General features: G+C 62.1%; 16 protein-coding genes. 3 read left to right on the plus strand and 13 right to left on the minus strand.

The features are described 5' to 3' along the window. Positions 1-103: 103 nt before the first annotated feature. The 8 genes from HPY65_15255 to HPY65_15290 all read right to left on the minus strand — a co-directional run bounded on the left by HPY65_15255 (position 104) and on the right by HPY65_15290 (position 8,792). Positions 104-1,747 (minus strand): propionyl-CoA carboxylase, encoded by a 1,644-nt coding sequence (locus HPY65_15255; protein ID NPU85833.1) that lies wholly within the window; start codon positions 1,745-1,747, stop codon positions 104-106. A gap of 64 nt (positions 1,748-1,811) precedes the next feature. Then, positions 1,812-2,276 (minus strand): dehydratase, encoded by a 465-nt coding sequence (locus HPY65_15260; protein ID NPU85834.1) that lies wholly within the window; start codon positions 2,274-2,276, stop codon positions 1,812-1,814. 172 nt (positions 2,277-2,448) lie between these two features. After that, positions 2,449-3,093, minus strand: coding sequence for a response regulator transcription factor (locus HPY65_15265; protein NPU85835.1), 645 nt, complete (start codon positions 3,091-3,093; stop codon positions 2,449-2,451). After that, a complete protein-coding gene (locus HPY65_15270) occupies positions 3,090-4,280 on the minus strand; it encodes a PAS domain S-box protein (GenBank protein ID NPU85836.1) in 1,191 nt (396 codons plus the stop codon). The genes HPY65_15265 and HPY65_15270 overlap by 4 nt, the downstream gene beginning before the upstream one ends. Then, entirely contained in the window at positions 4,277-5,107 is an 831-nt protein-coding gene (locus tag HPY65_15275; GenBank protein ID NPU85837.1) for a uridine kinase, read from the minus strand. Before HPY65_15275 ends, HPY65_15270 begins: the two co-directional genes overlap by 4 nt. A 16-nt stretch (positions 5,108-5,123) precedes the next feature. Beyond that, the gene (locus HPY65_15280; protein NPU85838.1) at positions 5,124-5,342 is read right to left on the minus strand and encodes a hypothetical protein; all 219 of its coding nucleotides are present in this window, start codon (positions 5,340-5,342) and stop codon (positions 5,124-5,126) included. 18 nt (positions 5,343-5,360) lie between these two features. After that, positions 5,361-6,080, minus strand: coding sequence for a hypothetical protein (locus HPY65_15285; protein NPU85839.1), 720 nt, complete (start codon positions 6,078-6,080; stop codon positions 5,361-5,363). 9 nt (positions 6,081-6,089) lie between these two features. Next, positions 6,090-8,792, minus strand: coding sequence for a glycosyltransferase (locus HPY65_15290; GenBank protein NPU85840.1), 2,703 nt, complete (start codon positions 8,790-8,792; stop codon positions 6,090-6,092). Positions 8,793-8,931: 139 nt separating this feature from the next. Here HPY65_15290 and hrpA point away from each other — a divergent pair, with 139 nt between their 5' ends. The 3 genes from hrpA (at position 8,932) to HPY65_15305 (ending at position 15,033) form a co-directional block, all read left to right on the plus strand. Next, the gene (hrpA, locus tag HPY65_15295; GenBank protein NPU85841.1) at positions 8,932-12,771 is read left to right on the plus strand and encodes an ATP-dependent RNA helicase HrpA; all 3,840 of its coding nucleotides are present in this window, start codon (positions 8,932-8,934) and stop codon (positions 12,769-12,771) included. 139 nt (positions 12,772-12,910) lie between these two features. Next, positions 12,911-14,455 (plus strand): flavocytochrome c, encoded by a 1,545-nt coding sequence (locus HPY65_15300; protein ID NPU85842.1) that lies wholly within the window; start codon positions 12,911-12,913, stop codon positions 14,453-14,455. 53 nt (positions 14,456-14,508) lie between these two features. Next, positions 14,509-15,033, plus strand: a complete 525-nt coding sequence (locus HPY65_15305; GenBank protein ID NPU85843.1) for a hypothetical protein — start codon at positions 14,509-14,511, stop codon at positions 15,031-15,033. A 112-nt stretch (positions 15,034-15,145) separates the two neighbouring features. Here the strand turns inward: HPY65_15305 and HPY65_15310 are convergent, their stop codons facing one another. From HPY65_15310 to HPY65_15330, 5 genes are all read right to left on the minus strand, one after another. Next, a complete protein-coding gene (locus HPY65_15310) occupies positions 15,146-16,531 on the minus strand; it encodes a short-chain fatty acid transporter (GenBank protein ID NPU85844.1) in 1,386 nt (461 codons plus the stop codon). A 202-nt stretch (positions 16,532-16,733) separates the two neighbouring features. Beyond that, positions 16,734-18,107, minus strand: a complete 1,374-nt coding sequence (gene atoC / locus HPY65_15315) for an acetoacetate metabolism transcriptional regulator AtoC (protein NPU85845.1) — start codon at positions 18,105-18,107, stop codon at positions 16,734-16,736. Beyond that, complete coding sequence (gene atoS, locus HPY65_15320) at positions 18,104-19,969, minus strand: two-component system sensor histidine kinase AtoS (protein NPU85846.1); 1,866 nt, start codon at positions 19,967-19,969, stop codon at positions 18,104-18,106. The genes atoC and atoS overlap by 4 nt, the downstream gene beginning before the upstream one ends. Before the next feature lie 297 nt (positions 19,970-20,266). Further along, positions 20,267-20,578: a hypothetical protein gene (locus tag HPY65_15325; GenBank protein NPU85847.1), complete on the minus strand. Its 312-nt coding sequence runs from the start codon at positions 20,576-20,578 to the stop codon at positions 20,267-20,269. A gap of 132 nt (positions 20,579-20,710) precedes the next feature. Beyond that, positions 20,711-21,247, minus strand: coding sequence for a phospholipase D family protein (locus HPY65_15330; GenBank protein NPU85848.1), 537 nt, complete (start codon positions 21,245-21,247; stop codon positions 20,711-20,713). Positions 21,248-21,260: the final 13 nt, after the last annotated feature.

The raw sequence follows: 21,260 nt of genomic DNA on the forward strand, positions 1-21,260 counted from the left end.
GCAAGGCGCGCAAGTCCTAAGGAGTGAGTCGTACTCTTAGTACGTCGCAACGACGAAGGACGCAGCGCAACGTAGCATCCGGGCTTTTTGCGAGGTCGTCTCATTAGAACTTGAAGTTGCCAAAGTTCGACTCCCTGATCGGTTGCAGGAGCGCCACCTCGAATCCCAGCGCCAGGGCGTCCCGGCACTGTCCGAGGGGCAGCGTCCCGTCGTTGAACAGGCGTGATTCCATGTAGAACGGGTGTGCCTCCCGATTGTACTTGTCGATCATCATCTGCCGGAATTTCGCCGCCGCCTCTTCATCCATCTCCTCGCCCCGCTTCTTCCGGTTGACCCGCTCCAGGCTCGTCAGGATGAAGCCCGCCGTGTCCCCCGACATGACCGAGGTCCGCGACCGCATGGTGGCGAAGATGAAGAGCGGATCGAAGGTGCGGCCGGACATGCCGAAGTTCGCCGCCCCGTGGTCCGGTCCGATGATCCACTGGATCCTCGGCACTTCCGCACAGGCGCAGGCCCGGACCATCCCGGAGCCGTACTTGCCGATGCCCGCGTACTCCTCCGCCGTGCCCACCATGTAGCCGGGGGAGTTCTGGATGTAGAGGAGGGGGATCTTCATGGTGCAGCAACGGATAACCCACTCGATGGCCTTCCGGGCGGAGTCGACGAAGATGACGCCGTTGTTGTTGCTGGCGATGACGCCGACCGGCAGGCCCTTCAGGAAGATCTTTCCGCAGACGATGTTGTCCCCGCGTCCGATGTTGTACTGCCGCTTGTACTCGCTGAACCAGCTGTCGTCGGCGATGGCGGCGATGACCTCCCGGACGTTGATCCCCTTGGAGGTCTCCTTCGGCAGGACCCGGTAGAGGTGGTCGGCGGATACTTTCGGGTCGGCGGGCTTGCGCCGGTCCGCGTACAGGGTCTGCTTGGGATCGAAAGCCAGCAGTTCCCGAAGCTTCTCGATGCCCTCGTCCTGGGACTTCACGAAGTGATCTGCCCCGCCGGAGATGTGCGTATGGACCTTCGCGCCCCCCAGGTCCTCCATGGAAACGGTCTCGCCGATGGCCGACTTCACCATGGGCGGCCCGCCCAGGAAGGAGTAGGACAGGCCGTCGATCATGATGGATTCGCAGGCAAGATAGACGATATAGGCACCGCCGGCGGTGTTGCCGCCGGTGCTCAGTGTGTACTGCTTCAAGCCCTTCGCCGACATGCGGCACATGTTGTAGAAGAAGTGGCCGAACTGGTTCCGTCCCGGGAAGATCCGGTCCTGCAGGGGAAGGTAGGCCCCCGCCGAGTCGGCGATGTAGACGAAGTTGAGCCCGCACCGCTCGGCGATCTCCTGGGCCCGGAGGTGCTTCTTGCAGCTGATGGGATAGTAGGCCCCGGCGGTGACCCGGCTGTCGTTGGCCAGGATCATGACCCAGTTGCCGTGGATCTTGCCGATCCCCGTCACCAGCCCGGCGGAGGGGACGTCCTCGACGCCCTCGTAGCCGATCCCGAAGCCGGCGCCCCGGGAGAGCTCGAAAAACTCCGTCCCGGGGTCGATGAGCTGCCGGATCAGCTGGCGCGGAGGCTTCTTCCCCTGCTTGGCCAGGCGCTGGTTCTGGGCGTCGCCGCCGGGGTTGTAGGCCTTCTCCCATAAAGCATGAATCCGCTTCTCCTCCTCCAGCCAGTGCAGCCGGTTCTCCTCGAATTCCGCTTCCTTTTTCTGTGCCCGGGAAATCTTCTTTTCCGGTTGGTCCCCCATCGTTCCTCTCCTTTCCGTCATCGCCCGCCGCGCGGCGGGCGTTTCTTCCAGTCGATCCTTCCGGTCACTGAGGCCTCTTGCCGCAGAACAGCTTCATCACAAAGGAGACAACCGCTTCGCCCCGCTGGTTCCTGATCCGGTTCTGGATGGTGAGGATCCCTTTTTCATTTCCCTTGTGTATGATGTCGACGACCTCCACCTCGCAGTGGATGGTGTCGCCGATCCGCACCGGCGCCGTGAAGCGCACTTCCTCCATTCCGTAAAAGGCGATGAATGACTTCGGCAAGTAGCTCGAATATGGACCCAGCCGGAACGGAAGGGCCATCCCGATCGACAGCGTCAGCATGCCGTGGGCGATCCGGCCCTCGAAGGGCGTGCCGGCGGCATATTCCACGTCCGTGTGCAGCGGGTGCCAGTCTCCGGTCAGACCGGCAAAGGTGATGATGTCCGCCTCCGTGACGGTCCTGGCGGGCGATACCATTTTCTCGCCCAAGACATAGTCATCCAGGTACGCATATTCTTTTGACATGGCTCCCCCCTCCAGTGGCTGGCCGCTCCCGCACCTGCCGTGTCTTCACGGCTTCCGTACGGCTTCGTATCGCAGGATTGGAATCTGCGATCACATAGCCCGTGAAAGGGATTCTGTCTGTCGGGTAACCTTGACGATCCGTGAGGGGGAAACAGGAAAAACGCTTAAGGGGTTATTCCAGGGAGGTGAGTCCCTGCTGGATGGCAAACTTGATGAGGCCGGGGATGTCCCGGATGTTCAGTTTCTGCATAAGGCGGCTCCGGTACGTCTCCACGGTCTTGACAGACAGGAAAAGCATCCCGGCGATCTCCGCGCTGGTCCGACCCTCCACGACCAGCTGCAGGACTTCCCGTTCGCGACTGCTCAGGACGGACAGCGGATCTTTGAACCTGTCCTCTTTCACGTATGCGCCGACGACCTGGTCGGACACCTTCGCACTCAGGTAGCGGTGTCCGGCAAGGACGGCATGGATGGCCTGGATCAGCTCCCTGCCGGCGGATTCCTTGAACAGGTAGCCCCGTGCCCCCGCCCGGAGTGCCCGTAGGATGGACTCCGTCGAGGACTGCATGGATAGGATGATGATGCGCATGTCCGGGAACTCGCGGCAGATCTGCTCCGTGGCCTCGATCCCGTTCAGGTCTGCCATGACGATGTCCATGATCACGACATCGGGCCGGAGGTTGCGGATGGCCCGGACTGCGTCCCGGCCGTTACCAGCTTCGCCCACGACCTTGATGTCGCCGTCGGCCTCCAGCAGGTACTTGAGGCCGTCACGGACGATCGTGTGGTCGTCGGCCAGGAAAACGCTGATCTTCAAAGGGGCACCTCGACTGTCACCCTTGTTCCCTTCTCGATCTCCGATTCGAGGATGAAACGGCCCCCGATCACCTCGGCGCGCTCAGCCATGTTCATGATCCCCCAACCGCCCTGTTCTTCCATTCTCCTCGCCCGGGACGGATCGAATCCGACACCGTCGTCGGTGAGGACGATCCGGAGTATGGAACCGTGGATCTTGACCCGGATCCTGGCGCAGGTTGCCTGGGCGTGCTTCCCGATGTTGGTGAGAACTTCCTGGACAATCCGGAACAGGTTATTCTCCACATCCGGGTTCAGCCGGGGACGGATCTCCTCCCCTTCCACGACGACCTCCACGCCGGTCCGCATGGAGAAGCGCTCGGCATACCAGCCGATGGCCGCCACCAGTCCCAGGATATCCATGTCCGGGGGCCGGAGGTCGCTCATCAGGGTGCGGGTGAATTCGGTGATCTCTTCGACCAGGACCATCGAATCCTCCAGCCGGGCACGGAGCATCTTCATTTCTTCCTCGGGAAGTTTCGATTTCACGATGCTCAGGTTGATTCCGACCACCGTCAGATTCTGTCCCACCTGGTCGTGCAACTCCCGAGCGATCCTCTTCCTTTCGGACTCCTCCGCCTCCGAGAGCTTTGCGGAAAGTATCCGGAGCTGTCGGCTTTTCTGCCTCAGGATCTCCTCGGCCCGCTTGCGCTCTGTGATGTCCCGGCCGATGCCGAACCGCCCCACGGCCTTTCCCGCCAAGTCGTACTGGGTCGTGACCAGGAATTCGACGGGAATGCGTTCTCCGTTCCGGTGAACGAGATCCGCGTCGTAGGGAAGGGTGTAATCGCCCCGAATCCCTTTCCTGAAGCGCTGAATCGTCGTCTTGATGTGCTCGGGAGAGACGAGGAACGTAAAGGGCTGCCCGATCAGGTCCTGAACGGAATATCCCGTCACGCGTTCGAACTGGGGGTTGACATAAGTGTAGATCCCCTTCTCGTCAACGATGAAGATCAGGTCTCCCGTCGATTCGATCAGGGTACGGTATTTTTCCTCGCTCTCCCGCCGCGCCGCCTCCGCCTTGCCGCGCTCCACTTCCGCCTTTTCCAGCCTGGCGACCTTGCGCTGCAGGAGGGCGATCTCTTCGATCAACTGTTGTCTTGTTTTTTCCCCGATGTCCTTGTTGCACTCAAGAGGTTGCTTTTTCATGATTTGGATATGACCGTGCCGACCGGTTTTCCGGCCAGTGCCTTCGTCAGATTTCCTTTCTCCAGGCCGTTGATTACCTGGATCCTGTCCACGACCTCGCTGTTCCGAAGGATCTCCAGGCAGGGACGCTCGATGATCAGGTCTTCCAAGTTCCTCTCCAGGAGCTCCTCGACGCTGATTTTCGGGATGAACTCCGCCTTTTCGTTCTTCTTCGGATCGTCCGTGTAGAGACCCCGCTCGTCCTTGACGAAGATGCAGCTTCGGGCGCCGATCAGGTCGGCCAGGACAAGGGTGCCCACGTCCGTCCGGTGAATCGGGATCCGCTGCTTTGCCGACGGCAGGGCGAAATAGTCGTAGGGCGGCATGCCGTGCATGACGGGGATGCAGTCCTGGGCAAAATAAGTCGACAGCTTGATGACCTCGTCGTGGCCGATCTTGATGCCGCCCCAGGGCGACAGGAGGGTGGCGACCAGGAGCGCGTTCTGCTCGGAGATGGAACTCCCGAACTTCGCGATGATCCCCGTGGGCATGCCCAGCTCCAGGCCGATCGTGTAAATGTGCCGGCTCCGGGTGCCTCCACCCGTGGTGATCAGCATCTTGTGCTTCTTCTTGCAGGCGACGATCTCCCGGACCAGACTCGGCAATGCCTTGATCCCGCGGTCGCAGATGGACTGTCCGCCGATCTTGATCACATTCACGTCGGGGAAGAGCCTCTGCTGCGGCGCGACCTTCAGGCTTTCCAGAAAGGTCTTCCCCACTAGGCTCTCCCCCATCAATCGACTCTTCACATGGAGACGGCGTCCGTCCCGTTCTCGGAAAAGGGCCATGGATTTCGTCTCTCCTTCAGTCCTTCAGCTCGATCTCGTCGTCCTTGTCCTTGCCCGATTCCAGAAGGACAAGCTCCGCCCCCACGGCTTTCGCGATGTCCTCCAGCTCTTTCTTCCGGAGATGCTCGCTGTAGAATTTCATGTCCACGCCGGCGATGGCAACGAGTTTGAAACGGGGTTTCTTCTCCTTTTCGCCGACCTTCCTGCGCTCCCGGTAAAAAATCTTCCCTGCCATGGTTGCACCTCCTCTTTCTTACGATTTGTTTCTCTTCTCTCCCATCGTCACCCACTCGCCGGGCCCCGCCGGCAAGACCGGCAGGACGGCTCCGGATCCCCACAGCCGGGGCCGGAGCCAGCCCTTCGTGTGCACGACATCCTCGGGACGGGGAAACAGGGCGTCCCGATCCAGGGAGACCACGCGGATTCCCTTCCCTTCCAGCGCCGAAACGGAGACAGGGTCCGGCAGGGACCGCAGCGATGCGTATTCGATGAAGCGTCCGCTCCAGCCCGAGGCGGTGAGGCCGACGGCGGCGGCGGCGCCGATGATCCCGTCGTTCGTCCCGCCATGCCCGGAGAGGTGGGCCTTCCCGGCGGCATCCAGGGCCTCGCTCTGTTTCACCAGCCGCCGGGTGCAGCTTCGGCCGAGTTCCATCAGCGCCGCCAGGGTCGGATCCCCCTCCCGGACGATGCAGAGTCCCGGGTCGCTTCCCGGGGACGACACCTCTTCGATGTGCCCCGCCGCCTGCCGCACCAGATCCTCCAACAATGATGGATCGGGAAGATCCAGGACCATGCAGGCGGAGCTGTTGTGCGATGTGTATGGAATGCGTGGATCCACCAGGAGCTGCTGGCGGACGACGCCCCAGATCCCGGCCTCCGCCGGTACGTATGAAGCGAATCGGCGGGCCACCTTGCCCGTTCCGAAATCCGCTTCCAGGTTGTCCGTATCGTCAAATCCGATGTAAATGCGCATGTACCTTTCCTAAAATATGGGCCGGCCTCCGTTGAGCCGTTCGTAAATTCGCATGTATTCGGCGATCATCCCGCCCAGGTCGTACCGCTCCCGGGCCTCCCGCATGATCCGCCGGATTTGCGCCTCCCGGACTTCCGGGGGCTTCCGGTGAAAGGCCAGGCTCTTTTCCAGGGCATACCAGAGCCCGCCCGTGTCGTAGTCCCGGAAGAGAAATCCGTTGCCTACGTCGAGGGGGGAGCCGTCGATCTTGAGCCTCAGCTCCCTGATCTTGTCGTGATATCCCCCCGTGTCCCGGTTCGTGGCGGTGCATCCGAAGAGATTGCCCACCTGGTCGATCTGGCCGCAGGGTTCGTAGAGGGAGGCGCCGAAGACGTCGCTGGCGGCGGCGAATCCGAGCATGGACAGGTCTTCGCTGTATGGCTGGAAGGTGATGCGCCCTTCCGAGCTCCAGGCGATCCGCCCCAGGATGTCCGCATGGGTTCGGTCTGTGCCTACGGGATCGGCGACGACGGCGATCTGGGCGTCCCTGTGCACTCCCGTGAAATGGCCGGCCACGGCCTCCAGGAGATCCACCCCCTTCTGAACGGTGTCGAGCCGCGACGGCCAATAAAACAGGATGGCGTCAGGGTCTACGTTCAGGCCCGTCCGTCGCTGGAACTCCACCCGGTTTTCCCGCTTCGCCTCCAGGATGTCGTCCTCGGGACCGTATTTCCGGGCGAGGAGATCGCAGTTTTCCGGATACATGTTCGAGGCCGGCGCGTTGATGATCGCCCGGGCGGCGTCGAAGTAATATTTCTCTTTCACTTCCCGGCGAACGCTCGGGGGAACGATGGGCCGGTCCAGGAAATAGTCCCCCACGACCTCCCGGAGAAACCTCTCCCCGACGAAATTGACAATCGTGGCGTTCTTGATCGCCGTGGCCTGGCAGTCGATGCAACGTCGGCCGAAGGCCTCGCTGAAATAGAGGCGGGGATGGAGATTCGCCAGGTTCACCCCTTCCAGCAGATCCAGGGGCAGGTCCGCCGTGAAGACGTTGTGGACGGTGTGGAGGATCGGGAGACCCGTAGCCGCTCCGTAGGCCGTGATCGCCCCTCCCGCCATCCAGTCGTGGCTGTGGATGATCAGCCTGCCCTTGTGCTTGGCCCGGACCTCCTTGATGAGGCTGTTGACGACTTCCCGCTGGAACTCCGCTGCCGTCCGCAAAACGTCTCCCGCGTAAGCGCCGGCGTTGTTCTCGAAGATGGAGGAGCTGACCAGGTGGATCCGCCCGGCGTCGATCTTGTAGCGGATCTCCCGCCACTCCTGTTCGTCCAGCCTCGATTCCCGCTGGAAGCGTTTTTTCAGATTCAGAGTGGCCAGATGCACGTCGATTCCGCGTTCCGTAAGTCCTTCGCACAGAGCGGACACCACCTCTCCTAGACCGCCGCTTTTCCCGGAGACATACTTTGCCAGCGGCCCCATCTCCTCGGGCAGCCGCCCCGTTTCCGGCGTAATCATGAGAATCGCCGTCGTCTCCCGCTTCCGGAGGACCTCGAAGCGAACCATGGCAACCTGGAGATCGTCGATCTTCCGGGTCAGGATCTGCGTAGGTCGGGCGATGGAGCCTCCGTAGGGGTTGAAATAGGCGTGAACCGCATGATCCTCCCCGATCCGCTCGTGGATGAAGTAGACGTGGTCCGACGTCGTGAGTTGCCGCCATTGCAGGAGCAGTTCCCCTCCGGCCCGCCTGGCCCGCGGCTCCATCATCTGGATGTCCCGGAACAGATCGTACTGGGTCGGGTTGCCGAGCCACCCGAACGTGTCCCGTCCAGCATCGGCCCACGACGACGTCGAGAGGTCGTGGATGTCGACGACCGGGCAGTCGGCCTCTCGGAATCGTGCGGCGACTTCCGTCGGGGTCGACGGGACTACGTTTCCATGGCGCTCGAGGGCCTCCGGAAGGCCGCGCCAGAACTCGAAGATCCCCTTGTCGGCCCAGATGTGCTCCCCGATGTGCTCGAAGTCGTACCCCAGGAGGACCGCCTCCCCGTCGATTTTCGCGATGTAGGAGGCATAGACTTCCGGCAGGATGGGCTGGTGGGGGAACCGGAAGGCCACGTCGTCACTCAGCTCCCGATTGCGGGGAAGAACGACGAGGGGCGAGCCGGCGGCCCGGAAGACGGCGTTGGGGGAGATTGGAACCTCGCTCCCGGTGAACATGTCGTTCCGCTTCTCGCAGAGGATGGAGGCGTATCCCATGTCCGCTACGACTTCGGCGATGCGGTTGTTGTACATCAGCTCCGTGTTCCGGAAGGACGTGGGAAACACGCCGAAGAGCTTCCGGATCAGGTCCCGGTGCAGGGAGACCTGGTCCCGGAATTCCTGTTTCCGCGGATCGTCGAAGAGGCTCGCCAGGGAGTGGTAATACGTCTCGCTGAGGAACTCCACCCGCTCCCCGTCTCGCCCCGCATCTTGCAGCGCCTGGAGCGCCTGGATCACCTCGGGCCGGTACTGCTGGGCCTGTTCCAGGAACGTCCCGGACATGCCGAGGGTGATCTTGAAGCGGGGATGTCGCGCGACCAGGTCGGTGAACATCTCCACGGCGGGAAGATAACACTTCTCCGCCACCTTTTCGAAGATCGCCTGATTCTGCTCGTCCCACAGGAATTTATCCCGATCCGGGTGGAGCCTGAGCGGCTGGTGGAGCTGGAAATAGAAAATAGCAAGCGGCATGTCCGTTCCCCGTGCAATGCCCGAATCCACTTGTCAGGCGGGGGCGATTCTGATAGCTGCCTTATACCACACTGCAACCCGTTTTCCAAAGGCAACCGCCCCTTTAAGAAATCCGGCCGAACGGAGGGAAGCACGCGGCATGGATCCGCAGGCCCCGAAACAGCCCATTGACCGTCCGAAAAACCCGCCCCGTCCGGTCCGCACGCCCTACCGGGACCTTCACTATCCCCGGGCCCTGCCCATCGTCCGTCGCCGGCGGGACATCGTCGCGGCCATCCGGGACAATCCCGTCGTGATCATCACCGGGGAGACGGGCTCCGGGAAGAGCACGCAGATTCCAAAGATGTGCATCGAGGCCGGACGCGGACGCCGGGGGCTCATCGGCTGCACACAGCCGCGCCGGGTGGCAGCGGTGACGGTGGCCCAGCGGATCGCGGAGGAGCTGGGGGAGGAGCCCGGCGGAACCGTGGCCTACAAGATCCGCTTCGAGGAGCGGTCGGGCCCAGCCACCCGGATCAAGATGATGACCGACGGAATCCTCCTCATGGAGGCCCAGGCGGATCCGCGCCTTTCCCGCTACGATACGATCATCGTGGACGAGGCCCACGAGCGTAGCCTGAACATCGATTTCGTCCTGGGGATCCTGAAGAACCTCCTGCTCCGCCGCCGGGACCTCAAGGTGATCATCACCTCCGCCACCATCGATGCCGAAAAGTTCTCACGCTTTTACGGGGGCGCCCCGATCATCGAGGTCTCGGGCCGCCTCTTTCCCGTTGTGGTCCGCTGGCGTCCCCTCGACAAGGCCCTCGAGGAGGAGGGGGAGCTGACCTACATCGACGCCGCCGTCCGGAACGTGGAGGAGCTCCTGGCGGAAGATCCCCGGGGGGACATCCTCGTCTTCATGCCCCGGGAGCAGGACATCCGCGAGGCCTGCGATCTCCTGGAGTCCAGGGCCGGGGGGGACGTACTCGTTCTCCCGCTGTTCGCCCGCCTCTCCTGGGGGGAGCAGAAGCGGATCTTCCAGTCCGCTTCCCGTCGGAAAGTCGTCGTCGCCACGAACATCGCCGAGACCTCCATCACGATCCCCGGCATCCGCTATGTCGTGGACACGGGGCTGGCCCGGCTCCTCCAGTACAACCCGCGGACCCGGACGACGAGCCTACCGGTCAAGAAGGTCTCCCGGAGCAGCGCCGACCAGCGGAAGGGGCGCTGCGGCCGCGTCGAGGGCGGCGTCTGCATCCGGCTGTATGACGAGGGGTCCTACGAGGAGCGTCCTCTGTTCACCCCCCCGGAGATCTCCCGGGCCAACCTGGCGGAAGTCATCCTGCGAATGCTCTCCCTCAACCTGGGAAAGATCCAGTCCTTCCCCTTCGTGGACCCGCCCCAGCCCCGAAGCATCAAGGACGGTATCGAGCTTCTCCAGGAGCTCGGCGCCATCGCGTCCAGAAAAAAAGATGAGCGGGAGGGGGACGACCGGCCCTATACACTGACCGATCTGGGCCGCCGGATGGCCCGCCTGCCCATGGACCCGCGGATCTCCCGGATGATCCTGGAGGCGTCCGGCCTCGACTGCGTCGACGAGGTCGCCGTCATTGCCTCCGCCCTGTCCATCCCGGATCCCCGGGAGAGGCCGCTGGAGAAGGAAGACGAAGCGGACCGCATGCATGCGCCCTTCCGGGACCCGTCCTCGGATTTCCTGACGATGCTCAACATCTGGAATGCCTTTCACCGCCAGTTGGAGAGCCTCAAAACGCAGAACCGGATGCGGAAGTTCTGCAAGGCCCATTTTCTTTCATATCGCAGGATGCGGGAGTGGCGGGATGTGTACGACCAGATACGGGGCATTCTCGCCGAGGGAGGCGCCCGGCAAAAACGCGGCGGGACCGATCGCGCTCGTACCGACCAATCCCCTGCCGGAACACCGGAAGAGCGTTTCGCCGCCATCCACAAGTCGATCCTGAGCGGCTACCTCTCGAACATCGCCGTCAGGAAGGAGAAGAACATCTACACCGCCACCCGGGGCCGGGAGGTCATGCTCTTTCCCGGCTCGGGGCTCTTCGGCCGCGGGGGCGCCTGGATCGTGGCGGCGGAGATGGTGGAGACCTCCCGCCTATTCGCCCGCACGGTTGCCTCCATCGAAAGCGCCTGGCTGGAGGAACTGGGTGGCGAGCTCTGCCGTTTCTCGTACGCCGACCCCCGCTGGGTGAAGGACCGGGGCGAGGTCGTGGCGACCGAGCAGGTCCATCTCTTCGGGCTCGTGATCGTTCCCGCTCGTACCGTTTCCTACGGCCCCGTCGATCCGGACGAGGCGTCGCGCATCTTCATCCGGGAGGCCCTGGTGGAAGGCAACGTCCGCCATCCCCTGCCCTTCCTGACCCACAACCTGGAACTGGTGGAGGAGGCATCTGCGGTGGAGCACAAGCTCCGCCGGCGGGAGTATCTGGCCGATGAAAACGACCTGGCGCAGTTCTACGAAGAGCGGCTGTCGGCTGTTTACAGTTGGCCGCTCCTGAAGAAGATGATCCGGGAACGGGGCGGCGACGCCTTCCTCCGCATGTCCGAGGCGGACGTCTTCCTCCGCCGTCCCGAACGGGACGAGCTGGACGCCTTTCCGGACCAGGCCCGCATCGGCCGGCTCCGCTTCCCCCTGGACTACCGGTTCGATCCCTCCGGGCGCGACGACGGCGTGACCCTGAAAATACCCGTCCAGGCCCTGCCGGCCCTCTCGCCGGGCCGCATGGAATGGACCGTCCCGGGTCTGCTCCGGGAGAAGGTGGCGGCCCTGCTCCGGGGTCTCCCGAAAGAATACCGGCGCCGCCTCCAACCCATGCCGCAGGCCGTTTCCATCATCATGGAAAGCCTGGAGGAATCCGACACGCCGCTTCTGACTGCCTTGAGCCGGCTCATCCACGAGCGCTTCGGCGTGCACGTCCCCGCGTCCGTCTGGTCCGTCGAAGCCGTGAGCGACCATCTGAAACTCCGCTACCTCGTGGTGGATGAAAAGGGACAGACCATTGCGGAGACCCGGGATATCCGGGCGCTCCAGGCACACGCGGCGGCAGACGCAGAGTCCTCCGCGTTCGACCGCATGCGCCGGGAATGGGAGAGGACAGGCCTGACATCCTGGGACGTGGCCATGCTGCCGGAGGAACTGGCCGTGGAAAACGTCGGCCTCCTCTTTCCCGCCCTGATCCCCGAGAAGGAAGGCGTCTCCCTCCGGCTCCTGAAGAACCGGGCGGAGGCCCGGGATCTGCACCTCAAGGGTGTGGAGGCCCTCTACGCGCAGCGTTTCTCCGAGGAGTTGCGGCATCTCAAGAAGGCCCTGGTCCTGGCAGGTGACATGAAGCTCCGGGCGGAGGCCCTGGGGGGCTTCCGGGAAGTGGAAAGGCTGCTCATGGACAAGGTCCGGCGGGACCTTTTCGCGGTTCCCGTCCGCTCATCGAAGGAATTCCTGGATCACGGAAACATCGTGCGGTCCCGGATCCTGCCCCGGGGCCAGGAAGTCCTCCAGGCGGTGCGGCCGATCCTCCAGGCGGCCCATGAAACCCGGAAGGCCCTGCGGACGCTCGAACAGGGTCACCGCTCCAACGCCCCCGCCAAGAGCTATCTCCAGTCCATGGAAGAGGAATTCCATCGCCTCCTGCCTCCGGATTTCCTGATCCGTTATGACGGGGAGCGCCTCCGGCATATCCTGCGCTATCTGAAGGCCCTGGCGATCCGGGCGGAGCGGGGACTCCTGCACCTGGAGAAGGCCCTGGCGCGCTCCCGGGAGATCGAAGCGATGCTGGCCCGCTACAGAGCCCTGCAGGACAGCCTGCCGGTCGACTCCTCGCCGGAGAAGAAGGCGGCCCTGGACGACCTGTACTGGATGATAGAGGAATACAAGGTGTCGCTCTTCGCCCAGGAGCTCAAGACCCCCTACCCGGTTTCCCACAAGCGTCTGGACGAGAAATTCCGGGAGTTCGAGCGGATGGTGTGAGGGGCCGCGACCGTTCCCGGAAATCCCTGTTTGACTTCACGATTCCCGAAACGCTATATAGTCGCGAACACAATGTTCTTTTCCCCGTCGTCCACGGTTACTCCCATTTCAGACCCACCAACAGGAAAGGAGAAATCACATGGCGGATCAAGAGGAAAAGTCCCGGTCTTTAACCAGGCGCAATTTTCTGAAAACAACAGGGGCTACCGCCTTGGCGGGCATGGCTCTGGGTGCTGTTCCGCTCACCGCGGGAGAGGCCTCCGCCGCGGGCGACGATCTGCCGGCAAAGTGGAATGAAACCGCCGACGTCGTCATCGTGGGCAGCGGATTTGCCGGCCTCTCCGCCGCCATCGAAGCGCGGAACGCCGGGGCCGAGGTCCTGGTCATCGAAAAAATGCCCGTACACGGGGGAAATTCGATCATCAACGGCGGGGATTTCGCCGCCGCGGGAAACAAGCTGCAGAAGGAGCAGGGGGTCAAGGACTCGCCCGACCTCATGTTCAAGGACATGATGAAGGCGGGATCCTACCTGAATCATCCGGAACTGGCCAGGATGGTGGCCGACCACTCGAACGAGGCGCTCGAGTGGTGCGAAGAGTACGTGGGCGCAAAGTTCGCGCGCCTCAATTTCCACGGCGGCCACTCGGTCAAACGTGCTGTCCAGACCGTCAACGCCTCCGGCTCCGAACTGGTCAACAAAATGCTGACGAAGGCCCGGGCACTGGGGATGAAGCTCCAAACCAGGACCAGGCTGGTGCGGCTTCTGGCCGACAGGGACGGACGGATCGTCGGCATGGAGGTTCGCAGGAATTACCGCTTCCCCGATGAGAAATCGGGCCAGCCGGCATTCATCAGGGCACGGAGGGCGGTCGTCCTGGCATCGGGAGGATTTTCCCAGGACGTGGCGCTGCGGCAGGTGCACGATCCCCGGCTGACGGACCGGTTCGACTCCACGAACCACCCGGGCGCCACGGGGGAAGCGCTCCTGGCGGCCTGCCGGGCCGGGGCCATGGACGTCCAGATGGACTGGATCCAGCTTGGCCCCTGGACCAGCCCGGACGAAAAGGGATTCGGGTATGTGCCCCTGTTCTGTGAGCGCCTCGTCGGTTACGGGCTCATGGTCGATCCCAAAACGGGAAAGCGTTTCTTCAAGGAGACGGGAAACCGGAAGGAGCGGGCCGACGCGATCATCCTCATCGGTCACCCGGTCCTCATCCTCGGCGATTCCTACGCCGTGCCCAAGCAGGTTTTTCCCAACGCCCTGGCAAAGGGAATGGAAGCGGGCGCCATCCGGAAATTCGACACCCTGGAGGCGCTGGCGAAGGGATACGGCATGTCCGTCGCCGACTTCCAGGCACAGGTCGCCCGCTGGAACGCCTTTGTCGAAAAGAAGAAGGACGATGACCTGGACTGCATGATCTTCCCCGACGCCAGACCCACCGTCACCCCGCCCTTCTACGCCGCCCGGCTGTGGCCCCGGGTCCACCACACCATGGGCGGGCTCGTGATCAACACGGACGCCCGGGTCATCGGCTTCGACATGAAGCCCGTCAAGGGGCTTTTCGCGGCCGGGGAAGTAACCGGCGGCGTGCACGGTGCCGTGCGTCTCGGCAGCGTAGCCATGGCTGACTGCGTCGTTTTCGGACGCCTCGCCGGACGGAATGCAGCGAAAGAAAAAGCCTGAATTCGGATCACGACGGGCTGACAAAAAGTGAAGTGAATTTTTGGAGGTAGGAGATGTCTTTAAAAGAAAAACGAAGGAACAGGAGGTTGATCATCCTCGCCGCTTTCTGCCTGCTTCTCCTGATCGCGGCCGTTCAGGCCGTCTCGGCGGCACCTAAACAGGTACCAACGGCAAAGGCGGGGGATTGTGCGGCTTGCCACGGACAGGACAAGGTCCTCCCCGAGAGCCATCCCGCCGTCTCGGAGATGAAATGGAAGGAATGCCAGGCCTGTCACGCGGAAGGGAAAATGTCGCTCGTAGGCAAGATGCCCGGCAGCCATCGCCACCAGCTTTCCGGGATCAACTGCGCGGCCTGCCACGGAAAGGGAACACCAGAGCCCCTGGCCATGGACAAGTGTGTTTCCTGCCACGGCCCCACGGCCAAACTGGCGGAAAAGACGGCCCAGGTGAAGCCCTCGAACCCCCACACCTCGCCCCACTACGGGACGGAGCTGGACTGCACCCTGTGCCATAAGCAGCACGCCAAAAACGAGAACTACTGCGCCCAGTGCCACAAGTTCGACTTCAAGGTACCCTGATGAATCGTAACAGTCACCCGGCGTGACGGCAACCGTCCCCGCCATGCAAAAGGGCCGCCCCCCGGTCAGGAGGGCGGCCCTTTTTTGATGTGTTTTGCTGTTCTTCAGCCGTTTAGAAGATCTGCGGCAGAATGAAGAACGACAGGGACATGACGATGAACATCCAGAGCCAGCCGATGAAGGTGTAGGGGAGGATGTCCTTGAACTTGAGCCGGAAGGCGCCCAGGATGGGCAGCGCCCAGAACGGCTGGATCATGTTCACCCAGAGGCTGCCTGCCGTGTAGGCGTTCAGCACATCGCCGTAAGCGACGCCCAGGTTCTTGGCGGCCGGCAGGATGTAGGGGGCCTCGATGACGAACTTGGATCCCGCGGAGGGGACGAAGAAGTCGACGATACCCGTGTAAATGAAGACAATCCAGGTGAAAGTCGTGGGCGTCGAGATGTCGATGAAGAACCTCGTGATGATCTCGGCCAGGCCCGAGAAGCTGATCATGCCGAAGATGCCCGCGTAGAGGGGGAACTGGATAATGACGCCGTACACCGTGGCGGTGCCGCGCTGAACCGACTCGATGAAGCTCTTGGAGTTTCCGTGGAGAATGAAGCCGATCATGAGCAGCAGGAAGTTCAGCGTGTTGAGGTCCAGGGCGGCGATTCCCTTCATCCCGAATAGCTTGGCGCACCCGAACACGCCGGCGGCACCGATCAGGATGGGCAGAACGAATGAGCGGTCCAGGCGTTCCGCCGGAGGCAGGCTTTTCTTGTCCACCGGCGGCTCGGGAGGTGGAACGAAGATCGCCGCCGTGGCGTCGTCGACTTCCACGGCGTGCTCTTTCTTCGGCGCGATGGCCAGAAGGATGATCGGGATGGTTACGAGGAGCACCAGGTTCGTCACGAGCAGCTTGATGTTGAACGTCGACTGGCTGAGCGGAATGACGCCGGCGACCTTCTCCATGAAGTTGCCCGGTGTTGCCATCAGTAGCTGCGCCGCCTGCGAGGGGCCGTTCGACATCAGCGCCGTGACGTAAGAGATGGCGGCGATGAAGGGATAGTGAATCCCCAGCCCCCTCTTCTTGACGGCGATGGCCCGCCCCATGATGATGGCGGCCATCAGGCCGATTCCCCAGTGGAACCACATGAGCACGCACATGAAGATGGAGTAGAACATGATCGTCTGGGTCTTGGTCTTGGGGATGTCGACCATCTTCAGCAGGGCAGCCTTGATGTACTTGGAATCGCCGACGATGAATCCCGTGATCATCAGGAGGCACATCTGCATGGCGAAGGTGAGGAGGATCCAGAAGCCCTTCATCCAGTCTCCGACGAGCTGCCCGGGACCGTGGGTCGTGAGACCCCAGCCGGCCAGGAAGACGATCACCGTCAGGATCAGGGCGAAGACCAGGGCGTCCGGCACCCACCGGAAGGCCCATTGCGCAAAGCCTTCGGTGAACCGGGAAAGAAACGTTTCGCTGTTATTGTTGTTGACCTTTTTTTTACTCATGCACTTGCTCTCCTTTCGTTGAGTCTGGACGGACCACTGCGACCATTCGAAGAGAGCAACGGGCATGCCATCCGGAGAGGATGGGAAGAATTTCTGTAGGGCGCCGTATATACTGAAAATACCGAAGCCGAGGCGGATGGTTTTCCGGAGGAAAGACAGGGGCGGGGTGTGCGCTTTTTTGCGCACTGCGCAAATGTTTGCGCTACGAAATATCGTATTCCTGAAGTTTGTACAGAAGCGACCGCCGGCTGATGCCCAGCTCGCGGGCCGTCCGAACCCGGTTTTCCTGGTTTCGCTCGAGGGCCTGGAGAATCGCCTGGCGCTCGAATTCCTTGACCATTTCCTTTAACGGGCGCTGGCTTTCCGCGGTCTCCTGGGCTTCCGTCTCATGTCCGTCCCGACGCTCCCCGCCAAGAACATGCCTTGGCAGGTCCTCGGAGAGGATCACGCTGCCGGTGCCCATGATCACGGCGCTTTCCACGGCATTTGCCAGCTCCCGCACGTTGCCGGGCCAGCCATATCCCATGAGGACCTGGTAGGCGTCGTCGTCGAAGCTCAGGATATCCCTGTTGTTTTCCGCTGCGAACCGCTGCAGGAAATGGTCCGCCAGCAGGCGGATGTCCTCGGGGCGCTCGCGGAGGGGCGGGACATGAAGGCTCACGACGTTGACCCGGTAATACAGGTCCTGCCGGAATGTGCCGGCCCGCACCATGCTTTCCAGATCCCGATTGGTGGCTACAATGACGCGGACGTCCGTCCGGATGGTCTCGTTGGAGCCGATCCGCTCGAATTCACGCTCCTGAAGGACGCGAAGCAGTTTCACCTGCAGATTCGGGCTGATGTCCGCAATTTCGTCAAGGAAGATCGTTCCGCCGCCGGCCTGCTCGAACCGGCCGCGCCGCCGGGCGATGGCTCCGGTGAAGGCCCCCTTTTCGTGGCCGAAAAACTCGCTCTCCAGGAGCCCTTCCGGGATGGCCCCGCAGTTGATCTTGACGAACGGTCCGCTCTTGCGCTTGCTGTTATAGTGAATGGCCGAAGCGATCAGTTCCTTTCCTGACCCGCTTTCTCCGGTGATCAGAACGCTGGCGTTGCTGCCGGCGATGCGGGTGACCGTCAGGCAGAGATCCTTCATTTTCGGGTTGTCCGTCAGGATGCGATCCAGTCGGTAAGTCGCAAGCAGTTCGCGATGCAGCAGGTTGATATCGTTGCGCATCTGCCGCATCTGGAGCGCCCGCTCCACCAGGAGCAGGATCTCGTCGATGTCAAAGGGCTTGATGACGTAGTCGAAGGCCCCCAGCTTCATGGCCTTCACGGCCGTTTCGACTGCGGCATAGGCCGTCATCAGGATCACCGCGGCGCCGCGGCGCATCCGGGAGATCTCCTCCAGGGCCTGCAGGCCGTCCATCTCGGGCATGCGGATGTCCATGATGACGATGTCCGGCGAGGTGTTGCGGAAGGCGTCGAGTCCCGTCAGGCCGTTGTCCGCGCAGGTTACGTCATACCCCTCCTTTCCAAGAACGACCGAAAGAAGCTTCCGCACGCTTTCATCGTCATCGACAACCAGGATCCGGCTCATGCTTCTTGTGTTTCCTCCATATCGGAAGGTGCTCCGGGCAGTTGGATCGTCACGGTCGTCCCCTTCCCCAGTTCGCTCTCGATCCCGATCACGCCGTTGTGCCCGCTGATGATTCGATTCACTACTGCAAGACCCAGGCCGGTTCCGGCCGGTTTGGTGGAAAAAAACGGATCGAAGATCTTTTCGAGATGCTGCGTTGCAATCCCCGCTCCGTTATCCGCCACTTCGATGACCAGCTTCCCGGACGTCTCCATCGACGTCCGGATGAGGATCCTGCCCCCCGAGCTCATGGCCTGGCCGGAGTTGATCAGGAGGTTCAGCAGGACCTGCTTGAGCTGTTCCCCGTCGGCCCGGATCATGGGCAGCTCCGGATCCAGTTCAAGCTCGATCTCGACGTTCTGTTTCGCTGCCCGGTTCCTGATCAGCCGCATGGTTTCCCCGATCAGGTCGTTTACCTGTACGGGTCCGTACTGGGGCGGAGAAGGCTTGGCGAACTTCAGAAGCTCGCCGATGGTCCGGTTCAGGCCGTCCACCTGGCGGATGATGAGGGGGCCGTATTCCATGAGCTCCTCCGGATCGCGGCTCTTCTGGAGGTACTGGACGAATCCGCGGATGGACGTCAGGGGATTCCGGATGTCATGGGCGATTCCGGCCACCAGCTCGCCCAGGGCCGCCAGCCGGTCGGCCCGCATGACCTGCTTCTGCAGTTGCCTGGTCTCGCTGATGTCCTTGAAGACCGCCACGGCGCCAATGATGTTGCCGCTCCCGTCACGGAGGAGGCTCGTACTGGTACTTACGAACAAGGTCTTGTCATGAAGGGGGACATCGATGTTCACGCTAACGTATTCATTGCCGTTTTTCAACGTATCGAGGAGGAAGCTCGTGAAATTGGCTTCCCGGTCGAGGAGCGATTCGTAAGGACGGCCGATCGCCCTTTCCGGGGTGACGCCCATGATTTCCTGTCCGGCTGGATTGATGGACGTGATGTTGCCGTCGACGTCCACGGTGATCACTCCGTCGGCGATGCTCCAGAGGATGTTTTCGGTCAGCGAGCGGGCGTCGATGAGCGCCCTGGCCATTTCGTTCACGGCGCTGCTGATCTCGCCCATTTCGCCTTTCAGCTGCCGGATCGGTTTCCGCAGATCCAGTTTCATGCGGTTCAGGCCGAACTTGATGATGCCGATGTCCCTGGTCAGGCGCTGGGCCATGAAGAAGCTCAGGGCCAAGCTAAGGACCAGTCCGAAGGACACGACGACGATCAGGGCCCGGTCCATGGCCAGCGCCTGTTTCTCGACCGCCGCCGTAAACTCGTTGGCCCAGATGTAGCCCATCACCCGCCCTTCCCGGATGACGGGCCACATGGCGTTCATGATGTGCCCGCGGGCCATCGGTCCGGTCTCGATGGCCGGCTGCCCCTTGGCCATGACCTGCCAGCCGGGATGGTCCACCGGCAGGATCTCGCCGACCTTGCTGCCATATTCCTGACTGGGGCCATACGTGATGGCGGCATTCAGCTCCATGTCGTAGTAGCCGACGCCGACCCCCGGATTGGCTTCGGCGATCCGGTCGGTGAAATCGCGCAGGCGCTCGTTGAGAAAGCGGATCTTTGCAATCCGGTCCCCGGGGTCTCCCCGGTATTCTTTCATGATCGTCCCGAAATCGCTCCCCAGGTAGCTGTCCATGATTTTTGTCAGGCCGAAGAGCTTTGCCGTCTTCTCTTCGAGCAGGGCCTGGCGGCCCTTCCGTTCCAGGACGTAACCGGTCGAGATGATGGGGATGCTGATGGCGATCGCCAACACCAGAAACAGTCTTCCACGCAGGGTCGCTGGAAGAATGCCGGTCGGGAATTTCGGTTTCCTCATGAAACGGATGGCCTCCCCTTCCCCGAAGGGAGAGTACGGAATTCCTCTTCGGGCGGCGGAAATATAGGAAAGTCGCCTGGTCGTGTCAATCTTCCCGAGCAATATGCTCAACCTTACCTTGAACGAAAGGCGGCCCCCGGTCTCCCGAAATCGGGAGCGGGAATGCGCGTTCGTGTCACGTCGACCGCGGAAGGATGAGGAGTGTATGAGCAGGCGGGCTTTCGGCCTGCCGGACGCGCGAGCGACTGCCTGGATTGTCGGCGGATGGATGGTATCTGCGGCGGGAGCCGTCAGTGCCTATGCCCGGACGTCGATGTAGAGTCCTTTTTCAGGGCGGTTCTCCCAGGCCATGGCATAACCGTTCCGTACATCCCGTCTGCGGACGAACCAGTTTCCCTCATAATCGTCGCGGACGTCGATGATCGACCGGTCCGGGACGTCCGCCGCCTCCAGCGTCAGGCTCTGCTGAACGGCATTTCGAAGAATCGGGAGGTTCCGGCGGTCGCCTTTTCGAGACGACTCCACCGTCGGCAGGGTGCGGCTGCTTTCCCGGTCGCGCTGCCAGTCGGAGAGGACCCGCGTCTTTCCGTCCCCTCCCGCGATCTGCATGATGTTGGACGTCCGGTTTATTGCGATGGATGGGCCTCCGGAAACGGCGGCCGTATCCGGTGTCCGTCCCGCCTTCGGGAAACGGAACGAATCACCGTCCCGGCCGATTCAATGGGCAAACACCTTCATTTTTCACGGATGCCTGTAGGGCATCGAGTGCGCCATGTGCCGGTCGAAATTCTTCAGGAAAAGAGCCGCCGCTTTCGAGGACCGGACGATCAGCATGTTCTCCGCGTTCTTTTCCTCCGCTTCCTTCGTGAAATTGAACGACCCGGTGATCACGACGTCCTTGTCGATGATCATCACGTTATTATTGGCTACAACGTGGTCGCTGTCGATGTAGACTTGGATTCCCGCTTTTTCCAGCACGTAGAAGGTCGACTCCTTTTCCCGCTTCTGGCTCCTGTCCAGGAGCAAAACGACCTTGGCGCCGCGCTTCTGGGCCTCCGCGAGGGCTTTGGCAACCTCGTACGACGGGAAGGAGTGCGAGTGGACGACGATCTCGCGGCCCGCCTTGTCGATTTCCTGGACAACTGCCTCGATCAAGCCCCCCCGGGGTGCGAACAAGACATCGGCGGAGGAGATGCCCTTGACCGTCTCGGCCGGAACGGGAGAAGAGATCACGAGGAAAAGAACCGCCAGGAACGGAATGCTCCATTTCGCTTTCATGTTCGATTTCCCT

This window comes from Syntrophaceae bacterium (genome assembly GCA_013177825.1).
Taxonomy (GTDB): Bacteria; Desulfobacterota; Syntrophia; order Syntrophales; family PHBD01; genus PHBD01.

Bases quoted from the DNA above. Each gene is read 5' to 3' on its own strand.
- HPY65_15305 (NPU85843.1), top strand. From the start codon at position 14,509: ATGTCTTTAAAAGAAAAACGAAGGAACAGGAGGTTGATCATCCTCGCC.
- HPY65_15280 (NPU85838.1), bottom strand. From the start codon at position 5,342: ATGGCAGGGAAGATTTTTTACCGGGAGCGCAGGAAGGTCGGCGAAAAG.
- HPY65_15330 (NPU85848.1), bottom strand. From the start codon at position 21,247: ATGAAAGCGAAATGGAGCATTCCGTTCCTGGCGGTTCTTTTCCTCGTG.
- HPY65_15260 (NPU85834.1), bottom strand. From the start codon at position 2,276: ATGTCAAAAGAATATGCGTACCTGGATGACTATGTCTTGGGCGAGAAA.
- HPY65_15285 (NPU85839.1), bottom strand. From the start codon at position 6,080: ATGCGCATTTACATCGGATTTGACGATACGGACAACCTGGAAGCGGAT.
- atoS (NPU85846.1), bottom strand. From the start codon at position 19,969: ATGAGGAAACCGAAATTCCCGACCGGCATTCTTCCAGCGACCCTGCGT.
- HPY65_15255 (NPU85833.1), bottom strand. From the start codon at position 1,747: ATGGGGGACCAACCGGAAAAGAAGATTTCCCGGGCACAGAAAAAGGAA.
- HPY65_15290 (NPU85840.1), bottom strand. From the start codon at position 8,792: ATGCCGCTTGCTATTTTCTATTTCCAGCTCCACCAGCCGCTCAGGCTC.
- atoC (NPU85845.1), bottom strand. From the start codon at position 18,107: ATGAGCCGGATCCTGGTTGTCGATGACGATGAAAGCGTGCGGAAGCTT.
- HPY65_15270 (NPU85836.1), bottom strand. From the start codon at position 4,280: ATGAAAAAGCAACCTCTTGAGTGCAACAAGGACATCGGGGAAAAAACA.
- HPY65_15275 (NPU85837.1), bottom strand. From the start codon at position 5,107: ATGGCCCTTTTCCGAGAACGGGACGGACGCCGTCTCCATGTGAAGAGT.
- HPY65_15325 (NPU85847.1), bottom strand. From the start codon at position 20,578: ATGCAGATCGCGGGAGGGGACGGAAAGACGCGGGTCCTCTCCGACTGG.
- HPY65_15300 (NPU85842.1), top strand. From the start codon at position 12,911: ATGGCGGATCAAGAGGAAAAGTCCCGGTCTTTAACCAGGCGCAATTTT.
- HPY65_15310 (NPU85844.1), bottom strand. From the start codon at position 16,531: ATGAGTAAAAAAAAGGTCAACAACAATAACAGCGAAACGTTTCTTTCC.
- hrpA (NPU85841.1), top strand. From the start codon at position 8,932: ATGGATCCGCAGGCCCCGAAACAGCCCATTGACCGTCCGAAAAACCCG.